Source organism: Sphingomonas mucosissima (genome assembly GCF_002197665.1).
Lineage (GTDB): Bacteria > Pseudomonadota > Alphaproteobacteria > Sphingomonadales > Sphingomonadaceae > Sphingomonas > Sphingomonas mucosissima.
Map to the genome: position 1 here is coordinate 98,601 of NZ_NBBJ01000001.1, position 12,751 is coordinate 111,351.

Genomic DNA, 12,751 nt, shown 5'->3' on the forward strand with positions numbered 1-12,751 from the left:
CCCTTACAGCCCTCGAAGCCCCTCCCGCTACAGTCCGAGCCATAAGTTCGCTGGGGGCCTCTCTCCGCACTCCAGCATCGCCACTAGGTCCCTAGCGGCCTTCAGGATCAGCTCTTGTTGACCATCCTCCAAAGAGTGGAAGAGCTGTCCGAGGGCTCCCAGGCGCACCCGGCGTCCGCACGCGTCCCTTATGCTCCTCCTGGTCTAAGGCGCCTCGTCGTCGCTGACGGTGCGGTTCGGCCCGCAGAGCCCCTGCAAGACCCACCGGTACGCCGCTGCATGGGGCGGAGTGTTCAGGCTCTTAACGGCGGCTGCTGCCGCTCAGATTGCAATGACTGGTTGGAGGCGGCGCAACTTCAAGGGGGGACCTGTAGGTAGCGCCGCCTTCCGTTTGCAAGCCGGAGGCCATAGGCCCAAGGGAAAACGACCCGCGCAGGGACCTTACGTCTTCCCACTCGGGAAGCAAGGCTCGGCCCGCCCGAGGGGTTGCAGCGTTCGACTTACTTATTTGATACTCGAAAGCACGAAGTTGCGGCACAAGAATGCCAAAGCGACGCTGTAGGCGCTCTAAGCAAGCGACTGCAACAAACGGACCCGCTCAAGGTCCTTCGGGCGCCCAAAGCTCCTAAACAGCTCCAGAAGCTCCTTACGGCCCGGTACGAACACCTCCGCACCCTCTACCGTAAGGCCCTCACGCGTCCTGAGCGCCACAGGCGCCCAACGCCCCTCAGCGCCGCAGACGTGAAAGCCCGCCATGAACTCGACCGGCAACTCATTGTCCCGCCACGTTCCGAAGACCTCGGACCGGAAGAGGTGGCTCCCCTCGCCTCTGGCAGGCTCAACGCCGATCGTCGGGAGGACGCGATGAGCATCTGGCACGCTGAGCAGCACGTCGACGTCCGCAACGTCAATCGGCGTGGCACCATGCAGGGTCGCCGCAGTACTCCCGATGATCCACCAGGGCTCTTGGGCGGACTGCATGGCCTTAGCGACCGCTGAGAGGGTGTCCCGGAGCACTGGCGCCATAGTGACCGCTTGATACCCTCCACGTGCTCCAGCGGGCTAGTAGGTCTTCGAAACTTGCAAGTCTCCCCAGCTCCTTGAGGGGAAGCACACGCTCCAGGCTGGTCCCAAGTGCCTCAAGGTCCCGCCTGGTCAAAAGGGCAGCGGCCACGGCCCTTCGGTCTGCCATGCCGCTGCGGCACAAGAAGGGCCAACAGCCTTACTCGAAACAGCAGTATCCGTGTTCCATGATGAGCCGAGATGCCTCAGCTTCGTCAGCGTTCTCCGTCCGGAGCATTGAGGGCCTGAGAGCGCTCCATGGGCCCAGGTCCGCAGGAAGGCTGGCGCCCGCCTCGTCAGCCGTGAGCGCAAATAGGCCTTCGGCGTTGGTGTGCAGCCACACAGTCAGCGCCAGCCTCCTTCCTGGTCCCTCTCCCCCTCTGGGTGGTTCGCATTAGAGAAGTGCTCCGCCATAGTGCGATGCTACCACACACCCCGTCTTAGCGAAACGCGCTGGCTGTCTTGAGCCCACGAACCGCAACTAGTCTGTAGCCTGAACTCTGGGCGTTCTCTCCAGCCGTGCAGCGCGGCCGTTCTCCATTCGCTCAGCTTGTACCGCCATCACGTCCCATTTCGCCGCCGCCTGTTCGTACCGGTCACGGACATTGACGAGCGGGCTATCGCTATAAGCCAGCCTCAAGGCGGCCGCGCGTTGCCGGCATTCTGCTGAACTATCGGCCATGAAGGCTCCCTTCATGAACCTCAACGCGCCAGACGTTTCATCGGCGCCACGCTGGCACCATCGGCTAATCGGCCTTCAAGACCGCCTGACCGCCTGACCGCAGAACCGCATAGGTCAACATGACTAGCAAGGTCACCGCCCAGGGCGGCATGTCCTCAGAGCGCCTCGAAGCCCCGCCAGGAGCAATCGGACTCGCGCAAGGTCCCTCGGGCGCCCAAAGCTCTCAAACAGCTCCAGCGCGTCATCGAGCAACATTGCGCCGAAGGAGCGGACGGTCCGGACGGCTGTAAGGTCGAGCTTCCGGGGGAAGTGGCGCCTTAGCGCTTCCGTAAGGGCCGCAGAATGGACCTCGCCGAGACGTCCTGCAAGCGGGCGTTCTAGGGGGGAGCAACGAAAAAGGGGCGGCGGCTACCGAAAGGGTTCGGTAAGGTTTTTCTGGCACCTGAGCGCGCGCTGGCATGCCTCGCATGTGCTTTGGCAACAACGGCGGATGGGAGTGAGGTAAGTGTCCGATCCGACTTACTTGAGGGGTGGGATACGTACTGACGGACCGTTGGCTCGCAAACACCGCGTCAACGTCGTGGGGTCTGGAGACGAGGTCATCGTCCTCTCCCACGGTCTCGGAACCGATCAGGGTGCATGGCGTGAGATTGTCCCGGCTCTGACCGACCGGTTCACGGTAGTTCTTTACGATCTGCCCGGTGCTGGTCCGCTGTTGCCGGAGGATTTCCACCCGTCGAACTACACCGAAATCTCCGCGTTTGCCGACGACATGCTCAGCCTACTTGACGAACTCGGCATTGAGCGGTGCTGCTATTTAGGCCACTCGGTCTCTGGTATGATCGGCGTGTTGGCCGCGATCGAAGCGCCTTCGAAGTTCGACCAATTGGTTCTCCTGGCGGCCTCACCAAGATACCTCGATGAGGAAGGATATGTAGGAGGCTTCCGGCAGGAGGATCTCGATACCCTATTTGAAGCCATGACCAGCAACTATCAGGCGTGGGTTGCGGGCTTCGCTCCGCATGCGATCGGCGACAACGTCCCTGCGGCCGTTAGCCAATTTTCCTCCGGACTTCTAGCGATGCGCCCGGATGTCACCGCCCGGATCGCCAGAATGATATTTCAATCGGATGTGCGATCCCTGCTGCCTTTGCTCCAGGTCCCAACGCTCCTGATACATTCGCGAAACGACATTGCTGTGCCGGAAGCGGTGGCGCACTACCTACACGCCCACATGAGCTCCAGCACTCTGGTTTGGATTGATGCGCCGGGCCACCTGCCCCATCTTTCTGCGCCCGACCAGGTGAAGGCGATCTTGCGAGCGCACGTTGGCTAAAGGCGGGCTGCCGCACGAGTTGGAGCTTTCGCGGACTGGCGCGATACTCCGACTCTTGATTGGTAGCGGCACTCATGAGGTGGCGGCCCTCGGGCGGCTGGGTGCGACAGGGCAGCTGATTGTAGAAGATAGCGCGCCTGACCGCACCCTGGTGGGCAGATCGATGACGCTGCCCGAGGCGGTCGCCGCTGAGCCGCAGACTGCCGTGAGTACCGCGGAGTTGCGCGTATCGGTCGCCTGGACGCTGGCCTGCGGGACGCGCCCGACATATTTCGCCACCTCGCACGTCGTAGACGACCTTCACCTGGTTTGGGCCACGGCAAACGGGCAACCAAACCTCGAATTCCTGTCCTACGCCACAAGCGCGCTAGAAAAGCTAATCGGCGGGGGCGAAGCGGCGCAGGCAGGCCGGAATTCGTCGGCGCGCCTGCGTACGCTGATCGACAGCCTTCCCTTCCCAATCATCTTCGTAGACGCGTCGAGCACGGAAGTATTCGTCAACGAGCCTGCCTCTCTTCTACTTGATATCCCCGCGAGCGCCCCAGAAGAAAAAGAGGTCGCGAAAGGGCTAGCGAAGCTCATGGCGGAAACCAGTCCGGAAGTCCGGAATTCGCAGCTGAACACACAGGCCGGCGCGGCCGTAGTTTTTGAACTCGACAGCAATGGCCGGCGGTATTGTGTCGAGAGCCACTGGGTCAGTGAACCTCACCTCACGGGCAGGCTTTGGCTGTTTCGGGATGTGACGGACGAGCACCACGCCGCACGCATGAAGAACGAGCTGGTCTCCACTGTCAGCCACGAGTTGCGGACCCCTCTGACTTCCATCGTAGGCGCGCTCGGCCTCATGCAATCCGGTGCCACTGGCCAGCTTCCGGCAAAAGCGGAGAGGCTGGTCGGAGTGGCGCGGAGAAACAGCGAAAGGCTCATCCAGATCATCAATGACCTGCTGGACATTGACAAGCTCACAGCGGGCAAGCTCGACTTCAATTTCGAAAATTCTGATTTGGCCAGGATCGTCGCGCTGGCAGCAGAACAGAACGAGGCTTACGCAGAGAAGTTTGACGTCCGCATACGGGTAGAAATTCCCGAGGCTCCCGTCTTGGCCTCCGTTGACGAAGGTCGAATCTTTCAGACCATGGCGAACTTACTGTCGAACTCTGCCAAATTCTCGCCAGCTGGATCGGAAGTGATCGTTCGACTTGAGGCCCGCGCCGATTTCGCAAGAATAAGCGTGATTGATCAAGGCCGGGGCCTGTCGGAGGAGTTTAAGGACCGGCTGTTCACGCGGTTCTCACAAGACCGCCAGCATACCGTTTCTGAGCAATCCGGCACCGGATTAGGTCTGGCGATAACAAAGGGCATCGTCGATGCACATGGTGGTCGGATATACCTCGACCGCAGCGTCAACATCGGAGCGACGTTTCACGTCGAGTTGCCGCTCCGGCGCTGAGTCGGCGCTGATCTGCTAGATGCCGCGCACCCACTTCGCCCGGTCTTCCGAAGTTTGAGCCGTCAGCATTCCCCAGCGTTAGTGAATACTCCTTCGTGATCGGGGCAACCTGAAATAGCCGGGAATGGTTGGTCGTCTGGGGGAGACTTGGGAGTGCCCCGTGAGGAGCCGGGCCACCCACAGACTTTTCATACCAGTATACCCCGGGCCCCGGCCCGCTACCGACAGTGGCCTTAGCCGATCATCAATCATCATTCTTATGCATGGCTACAGCCGTATCGACCTTGAAGGCCGGGAGGGCGGTAGGCTCGCTATCAGTCAACGTCCTGAGCCTTTCGGCAAACGCAACGGCCATCGCGGTCCTCGCTGCCCGAGCGTGCTCAAGGCCGACTATCAGCCCGTCATGGATCGGAAGGGCCGCAACGTCCCCGAGCCGGAGCTGGAGCATAGCGGATGAGAGAACCTCCGCTTCGTGGAACATGAGGCTGACGCTGTCGAGTTCGCCCTCGTCAAGGCGTTCAAGGACCGGATGGACCTTCAGGACTAAACGGCCAAAGTCCCGCGCTTTGAAGTCGCTGCTGAGGTGCCGTGCGGGGAAGGCTGCGCTGTACTTGTCCTTCGCCTCTTTGGACCAACGGATAAAGTCCACCTTACTAGCGCCAAGAGCCTGGCCCACCCAGGCCTTAACGACGACGCGCGGCAAACCCTCGACCTCGTAGGGGTCCCTCTCCGCGTCCAGCGGTTCGCTCAGAAGGCCGTACAGCAACGTCAGGTGACAAGCGCGGATGTCCACCTCCGCAACAGCGCTTCCGTTGATCCTGATGCGCTCCAGGCGCCTTTCAGCGCTCATGTTCTCGTAGGCGTCACCGCCCGGCAGCGAAGCGTACCGTCCGCCCCATTGCCACGCAAAGCCCGGCTGGTCCCCGTTGTTCCAAATGCGCCTCAGGCCCGCGAAGGCGAACCCGGAGATGGACTGCCGAGTCAGGTAGTCATTGAGCGCCTCAAGGTCCTCTGAGAAGCGCCTGACGGCGGGGTGGGCCATGTCGACCGGCAGGTTTGGAGCCGGAGGCTTTTTCGCCCCCTGACGCACTCGTTTACCGTGAAGCACGATCCGAGGTGCCTTCGCCGGCACAAGGGGCACCGAAGGCTCTGTGCGGCCCCAGTGCCGCTGCCAGTCCGCAACAGCGATGCCGTGGGCCTCGGCGCTCTCCAGAGCCCTACACGTCAGCCGGAAGCGCGTGACGCGGCCTCTCGTTGAAATAACGTCCGCGCCACCCTGGCCAGTCCAGGTTGACCAACGAGGCTTGCCCTGCGCCATAGTAAGGAACCCTGCGGCCGAGAGGGCCTCAACGACCGGGCAGAAGATGTCGTAGCCAAAGCCCAGCGCCTGGGACGGGAAGTCCCGAGGCGACATGCCGTGGGAGCCGCACAGTGGCAGTCCGCCTTCCTTTCGGCCGCCTTGAAGGTCGAGGAGGTCCGCCATGAGGGCGCCGAGGGCTTTGCCGGCCTTTAGGTGACTAGAAGGGCGCTTGGGTATCTTTCCGGCCGGGAGGACGGTTGAGTCCAAGAGTTCAGCAATCCACGTCTGGGCGTCAGGAGAGCAAGGCTGTCGTCGCAATGATATGAAGACTGCCTGCTCGCTATCCTCCGCACTGATCCCATCAGCCACCGCCGCGTTGTAGTCGACGGGTTCTTGTGGACCGGAAAGGCAAGCGAGTGGCGACACGAAGCCTCAATGAGCGGCGACATGTCGATGGACAAGACCATCAATGCTCTTGTGTTTGGTGACAGCGGGGGTCCGAGGAATTTACTTCAAGTCCCCCGCTGTCTTCGCTGTGCCCGTCCTGTCACCACCCGCAATCGCGTATCGCATCGCGCTCCTTAGGGCCGTTTCGGGCGCACAAATGCCAGATATGCTGACGTTCTTGCGTCCCAAACCGGCCGATTATTTCTGCGGCTCGGCTGGGGCTTCCTGAGCCCGGCAGACGCTCACTGGGGCGACCCCGAGCCGCTGGGCGATGACGCTGGCCGCTAGACCCCGCTCTCGGGAGTATCAAGCGCAGCAGTACCGCGCGACGGTAGCCTTGCTGATCTTGAAGCGCTCCATGGTCTGTTTAATCGAAGCGCCATTCTCCCGGCGCCATGCAGCTACCTCAGCGGCGTTCGCGGCCTTCGGGCGCCCGAGGCTCTCCTTGCCCTTGTGGGTCCGCCCAGTCGCCGCCAAGGCCGCACGGGCCGCCTCCCGGCCGCTCTCGCAGCGCTCCTTGATCCGCTGCCGCTCCATGTCGGCTATCTGGGCCAGGACGGCGACGATAAGCTCCCCGACGCCCCGTCCGATCACGCCCAGGCCCCGCACGTCCAGCGTGACGCCCATCTCCAACAGACGGCGAACCATGGCCTGAACGTCGAGAGCATCGCGGCCCAGGCGGTCGATGGCGTAGAGGTAGAGAGTGTCCCCCTCACGGACGAAGCTCAGGAGCTTAGCGAAGCCAGGGCGTTCCGCTGCCATTATGGCACCGCTTACGCCTACGTCCTCAAACTCCCGATCGAACCCGCCGCCAAGTGCCTGCCGCTGGGCCTCGACCGACTGGTCCCCGGTGGAAACGCGATAGTAGGCGATGCGGCTCATGTCACAGCTCCGGACGGCTCGTAAGGTATGCCGTACTTATGAGACTGCCTCTTTATGCCGTCAAGTACCTTTTGCGACTTGTAGGGGGTAACGATCGAGGATGACTCGAAACCTACAACTTCTGGGACCGTGCGGGACCGATCCCTAAGTGCCGGGATTGAAGAAGGGCTGACAGAGGACGAGAACGCGCCAGTTGCCCTACTGAACCATCTCGGTTCGTTGCGACTCAGTATCGAGTGTAGTATGTCTTGGTTGGGTGCTCAGCCTATGCAGTCTGCACAGAAGACGGAGGTACGCCATGCAGTGCGATCAGGCCGTTCAGTCGCCGTACGCCCAAGCACCGGAGCGGGTCGCGGAGGCCTTTGTGGCCGGTCGTGAAGCTAGTGCTTGCAATAAGCCGATGTCTGCTTGCCCTTACTCGGCCGGCACCGACGAGCACGGCGCTTGGCATCGAGGGTACAGGTTAAAACAGATACTCTCGTCCGGCCTGCATTGAGGATTGGTTTGTAGATAGGAACCGCGCGGCGACGCTCGAAAGGCCTAAATGTCGCGCCAAGGCGAGGAGAAGATGCCTCACCGGCCAATGTCTGCCAACGCAGCGCAGGAGGCTTCATCAAGCGATCACTGATCCCGTCAGGCGAAACGCCCGGCTGACTACCAGGGTATGCCAAGCCCCTGACATGCAATAATGAATGCCAATCTCCACGGGTCCCCTCCGGCCCCTCAGGTGGTCCCAGCGCCGTCCGCCAGTAGCCAATTCGCAATCGACGGGTTCGCTGCGCCGCCGCTATTGCCGCTCGGACCTCTGTGTCGCCAGGGGCCGGCTGTGCGCCCACAAGCTCCCGGTAAATAATACCGGGTCCCATCCCGCTCCGCCAGGTTCCATCTCACCCCTTCAGCTCGGCCGCGAGAAGGGCGGTGGGTGCAATTTGTCGCGGGGAGTCCCGATGGGACCGGGAGACCTTCGAGCAGGAGGTAGGGCCGTCCTACTCGTCGGTTGAGCATACGACGTAGGCCCCAAAACAGGGGCAAAATAGCACTCGAAGGTTTTGTTTAAAATCAACGGCTTGGCATTAGTGCTAGGTTATAGACATCTTCGACGATCGGGGAAGGTCGCCAATTAGCGCCAAGGTACGCACTACCCCGTCCGATTAGTGCCACCCTATAGACATCCCGCTAAGCGCCCGCTCGTGTGATCTAGAGCCAACGGCGCTCGTCCATGCACAACCTCTCCCGGCATAGCTCTCGCAGCAGCGATGACGTCGTCCCGACCACAACGCCTCTTAGGCCTATAAAGAGACCTCAATGACCCATCCGCCCGCGCCGCCTTGCAGCGGCCTTTTGCCGTTCGGCAGCTACAGCGTCCGCTACTTCGTCGACGCCGGTATCATGTGGCTGGTCGCCCGTGATGTTCTGAATGTGCTCGGCCTCGACATCTCCAGAAACCCAGGGAGGTGGTTGACGAAGACGCCAGAGACCGAGCGAGGCTTCCGCACCGTTACGTCCGCGCAGGGGCCGCAAAGGTCCATCGTCATCACGTTGGCGGCGGCAATCGACCTCACCCGGCAGCGCAAGCGCGTTCTTGATCGACAGGTCCGAGCGTTCCTGACGCACTCATCGGCCCTCCTCGAAGCGGCGGTAGCATGACGGACGAGCAGACCCTCCACTTCGGTAAACAGCCCGTTCGCATCGTCACCATCGACGGTGCTCTGTGGTTTACCGCAGCCGATCTTTACGAGACCAAGAACAGGCGCACCAACAAGCAGCACCTAGCCTGCTTCGATCGCAGCCATCTTCGCCTTCACACCTTCCAGTCCGATGCGGGGCCGCGCAAGCTGACGCTCGTCTCGACGCTTGGCGCCCTGACGATCGCGAGCGGCCTACCAGAGCCCGATGGCCGGATCATGGACGCTTGGGTCCGAAAGCAGGTCGCTGCGCTTGGCCTTGATCGCCCGCCCTTCACTCTCGGCGCCGACGGCGCTCTACCCGCTCGTCCTAAGACCACATGGCTCGCGTTTGAAGACTGGGAAGCGCTCGCCGCCGCCAACCCGCACGCTCGGCGCAATTCGCCCGTCCAAAACATCAATGAGTTGGACGACGACGACACTCCGGTTCCATTCAAACCGAGTGCAGAGCGCGTTGCGGCCGATCGGCAAGCGATGTTGGACGCAGAATACGAGATTGTAGAAATGCCGCGCCACAAGGCGAGGCCTCGAAAAAAGAAGCGCTGAGCGCCTCTTCCAATCTGGAGCCTTACCGGCGCGGCTTGCGGCCGGCGCTCCCCTCAGGGCCTCCCGTCCTACTTGGATAGCGAGCTACGGCGGCTCTCTTTTGTCATCACCGACCTTGTCGCGCCCGTCCAGGCGCTCGCCACACGTCTTCCACCTACCCCCTCCTTCTAGATCGCAGGAACAACAATGGGCCTTTTCTCAGGCTCCACAACGACCAAAACGAACGAAAAGTTCGACACGGGGCCCAGCTCCTTCCAGGCTCCCTACCTCTCCGAGGCCTTCACGTCCGCCAAGGACATCTACAACAGCTCAAAGTCCTCGCCGTACTATCAGGGCGAGACGTACGCTGGGATGTCGCCGGCCGCCAAGGCAGCTCTGGATAAGCTGAAGGCCTACGCCTCCGGCCAGGGCCTCGACACCGCAGCGGCCCTCGGGAACCTTGGGTCCCAGATGTCCGCCTACGGCGCCAAGGCGGGCTCTACGCTCGACCAGTTCGCCAAGATGGCAGGGCAGGACCCGACCCAGGCGAACATCACGGCTGCAACGGCCTATGCGAACAATCCGGCCCTTCAGGGCATGATTGACGCGAACGCCCGCGACGTCACCCGGAACCTCTCCGAGGACATCCTCCCAGGCATCGATCGGGCCGCGTCGGCAACCGGCAACATCAACTCCTCGCGAGCGGGTGTAGCGTCCGGCATTGCTCAGCGCGGCGCAGCGGACCGAATTGCCGACATCTCGGCAACCCTTCGGGGCAATGCGTACGATCGGGGCCTTTCGCTCGCTCAGGGCGACCGTGCGACGAACCTGTCCGCCCTCGGGCAGGCTGCAAGCTCCTACGGGAACCTTGCGTCCTTTGGCGTCGATGCGCTCGGCCGGTCCACGGACGCCGCTTATGGGGCCTATGGGGCCATTCAGGGCGCCGACGCTGCCGAACAGGGCGACCGCCAGGGCAAGCTCACCGCCGACTTCACGAAGTGGCAGGGCGAGGACACCCGCGCGATGGACCTACTAGGCCGTTACGCGAGCGTCGTTGCAGGGAACCAGTGGGGCCAGTCCGGAACCAGCTCAGGCACGACTAAGGCGAAGCAGTCCGGGTCCATTCTCGGTCAGCTCGTGGGAGCAGCCAATTTGGCCGCCAGTATTTATACCGGATTGGGCCCGACGAAGGGAGGAGCGGGCTGATGTTTGATCGCACATCCCCCACCGGCTCGCCACTCTCCCCCGCCCAGTTCCCCGACATGGATATTGTCAGGGGTGTTCCGATACAGCCGAAGGCGTCCCCCTTCGCTGACGTAAGGCCCGATTACATGGACCTTGCAGCGACAGCCGCTCGCAGCCTCCCGAAGCCCCCACCGACCAAAAAGGCGACCATCTGGGACAAGGAGCACATCTCGGAGACCCTGGCCGGTGTCGGTGCGGGCTTCTTCGCCGGTCAGAACTTCGGGGACGGCCTGGGTGCAGCGGCCCAGACGATTGCAGGCCGGACCCGCCAGCTCCGAGAAGAAGAGCGCCCGGACATCACCTACGGCGGCCCTGGCGACCAATTCGAGATTACGACTGATCGTCGGACGGGAGCCAAGACGGTCCGTCAGGTCCCTGAGTTCGCAGCCGCCGTTGAGCGCGAGAGGGCCGCAAAGAACCGGCCGGACTTCAAGACCCAGACGGACATGCGATCCCGAGCCCTCTTCGCTATCGCTACTCAGGTCCCGCCCGAACAACGAGCGGAAGCGTACCGCGACCTTATCAACAATCCAGGCTTCTATGGTGTCGATCCCTCCGGGATGCCTCGGGAGTGGGATGATCGATACGGCACCGTCGCAGGCACCATGGGGCTCTCGGTGAATGAGGGCCTGAGCCAAAAGCGTGACGACGCGAAGCTCGAAGACGACATTCGGCATCGTAGGGTCGTGGAAGCCCAGGGCAACCAGCGGGTCCAGCAGGGCAACGCCAAGGTACTACAGGGCGCGGCCCGCGTAGCGCAAAGCGCCGCGAAGCTCCGAGCAGCTCCTCCAAGCACCCGAAAGCCTCGCTCGGGCACCCTGTCCATCGGCACCGCTATGTCCGGGTACGTCTACCAAGGTGGCGATCCGGCCAACCGCAACAATTGGAAGAAGCAATAATGCCACAGAACCCGTGGGACCTCGACTGGTCTACGGTGAAGGTCACGTCAGGCAACGGGACCGGCTCACGATCTTCAGCCGACGGCGCCTCTTCAGAGGACCTGAAGGAGCTGCGCCAAGCATCGGCAAAGGCCGAAGCGGAGCGAGACGCTCGGCAGACTTATGCGGCCACCCGCCGCGCCGTTCTCGACATGGACACCGGCCCTTGGAAGGCGCGGATGCTCGACGCGATCACGCCTGATGGTGACGGGGGCTGGGCGGACACCATAGGCGGCTTCTTAGGCACGCCCATCCGTGCACTGGTCCCAGAGAAGTGGATGACGGCTCGCGCCGCGCTGGCAACGAACAGCGCAAGGTCAACCATGACCGGCGCAAACAAGCTGCGCGGCACCGCCTCAAACATGGACACAGCGCTCGCCCGCACCGCAACGGTCAACGCCAACAAGCCCGTAGCCGAAAACCTCCGCATCATTGAGGAGGCACGACGCGAAAGCGAACTGGCACAAGCACGTGCACAGTTTAAGTCGGCGTGGATCAGCAAGTTCGGCGGCATGGCACGCACAGGCCCTAACGGGGTCCCCTATGAGGCTGCACTGGCGGATGCCGAGCGTCGTTTCAGTCAGGCCTACGGTCAGTCTCGTCGCCAGCTCCGCACCCCGCCCCGATCCGCCATGCGCGGTGCAAAGGCGCCAATCGAAATCGATTTGAACGGAAATCCAGTACGATGAGCACCTACGTCAGGTTGCCAGACGGTAGCCGCGTCTCAGTGCCAACCGACGACCCGAAGAAGGCCGCTGCCGCCGCACGACAACATTGGCAGCAACGCCAACAGGCCCGCAAGCCGCGCTCGATCCTTCAGACCGCCGGGGACTTCCTGGGCGACACGATCGACAATGTCCTACCGAACTTCGGGGACGAAATCGCGGCAATCCCCGATGCGGCGAAGGCGGCCGTCACTGGACAGCCGGTCCGGCAGGCCTTCGACCGAGGGCGCCGCGAGTTCCGCGACAACCAAGCCCGATACGACAAGGACCACCCGAACCTTGCCTGGGCGAGCACGCTGACTGGGCTTGGGGCATCACTAGCCATGCCTGCCGGCCGGGTCGCCTCCACCGCCGGGATGGGCGCGAAGATGCTGCACGGCGCAGCGGTAGGAGCTGGCTACGGTGCATTGTCCGGTGCTGGCGAGGGCGACAGCCTCTCCGATCGAGCAGGCAACGCCGCTACCTCGGCGGTGA

The 12,751-nt window shown here is 62.6% G+C and carries 11 protein-coding genes; 8 read left to right on the plus strand and 3 right to left on the minus strand.

Annotated features, from left to right (window positions below; all coding sequences use genetic code 11):
- Positions 1–567 precede the first annotated feature (567 nt).
- Positions 568–1,026: a hypothetical protein gene (locus SPMU_RS00485; RefSeq protein WP_245832639.1), complete on the minus strand. Its 459-nt coding sequence runs from the start codon at positions 1,024–1,026 to the stop codon at positions 568–570.
- Positions 1,027–2,249: 1,223 nt separating this feature from the next.
- On the opposite strand from SPMU_RS00485, the gene SPMU_RS00495 reads away from it, so the two are divergent.
- Both SPMU_RS00495 and SPMU_RS00500 read left to right on the plus strand, forming a co-directional pair.
- Entirely contained in the window at positions 2,250–3,080 is an 831-nt protein-coding gene (locus SPMU_RS00495; RefSeq protein ID WP_088330882.1) for an alpha/beta fold hydrolase, read from the plus strand.
- Between the two features lie 163 nt (positions 3,081–3,243).
- Positions 3,244–4,530: a PAS domain-containing sensor histidine kinase gene (locus SPMU_RS00500; RefSeq protein ID WP_140418362.1), complete on the plus strand. Its 1,287-nt coding sequence runs from the start codon at positions 3,244–3,246 to the stop codon at positions 4,528–4,530.
- A gap of 244 nt (positions 4,531–4,774) precedes the next feature.
- On the opposite strand, the gene SPMU_RS00505 is transcribed toward SPMU_RS00500, so the two are convergent.
- Both SPMU_RS00505 and SPMU_RS00510 read right to left on the minus strand, forming a co-directional pair.
- A complete protein-coding gene (locus SPMU_RS00505) occupies positions 4,775–6,256 on the minus strand; it encodes a hypothetical protein (protein WP_169715595.1) in 1,482 nt (493 codons plus the stop codon).
- Positions 6,257–6,583: 327 nt separating this feature from the next.
- Positions 6,584–7,159 carry a recombinase family protein gene (locus SPMU_RS00510; protein WP_088330888.1) on the minus strand — a complete coding sequence of 192 codons (576 nt, stop codon included), beginning with the start codon at positions 7,157–7,159 and terminating at the stop codon, positions 6,584–6,586.
- Positions 7,160–7,457: 298 nt separating this feature from the next.
- Here SPMU_RS00510 and SPMU_RS17505 point away from each other — a divergent pair, with 298 nt between their 5' ends.
- The 6 genes from SPMU_RS17505 (at position 7,458) to SPMU_RS00535 (ending at position 12,241) form a co-directional block, all read left to right on the plus strand.
- Complete coding sequence (locus SPMU_RS17505; protein WP_425442121.1) at positions 7,458–7,655, plus strand: ribosome modulation factor; 198 nt, start codon at positions 7,458–7,460, stop codon at positions 7,653–7,655.
- 809 nt (positions 7,656–8,464) lie between these two features.
- Positions 8,465–8,806 (plus strand): hypothetical protein, encoded by a 342-nt coding sequence (locus tag SPMU_RS00515; RefSeq protein WP_140418363.1) that lies wholly within the window; start codon positions 8,465–8,467, stop codon positions 8,804–8,806.
- On the plus strand, positions 8,803–9,390 hold the full coding sequence (locus tag SPMU_RS00520) for a BRO-N domain-containing protein (RefSeq protein ID WP_088330892.1): 588 nt from the start codon (positions 8,803–8,805) through the stop codon (positions 9,388–9,390). The genes SPMU_RS00515 and SPMU_RS00520 overlap by 4 nt, the downstream gene beginning before the upstream one ends.
- A 186-nt stretch (positions 9,391–9,576) precedes the next feature.
- On the plus strand, positions 9,577–10,575 hold the full coding sequence (locus tag SPMU_RS00525; RefSeq protein ID WP_088330903.1) for a hypothetical protein: 999 nt from the start codon (positions 9,577–9,579) through the stop codon (positions 10,573–10,575).
- Positions 10,575–11,513, plus strand: a complete 939-nt coding sequence (locus tag SPMU_RS00530) for a hypothetical protein (protein WP_088330905.1) — start codon at positions 10,575–10,577, stop codon at positions 11,511–11,513. The genes SPMU_RS00525 and SPMU_RS00530 overlap by 1 nt, the downstream gene beginning before the upstream one ends.
- Positions 11,513–12,241 (plus strand): hypothetical protein, encoded by a 729-nt coding sequence (locus tag SPMU_RS00535; protein WP_088330907.1) that lies wholly within the window; start codon positions 11,513–11,515, stop codon positions 12,239–12,241. Before SPMU_RS00530 ends, SPMU_RS00535 begins: the two co-directional genes overlap by 1 nt.
- Positions 12,242–12,751 lie beyond the last annotated feature (510 nt).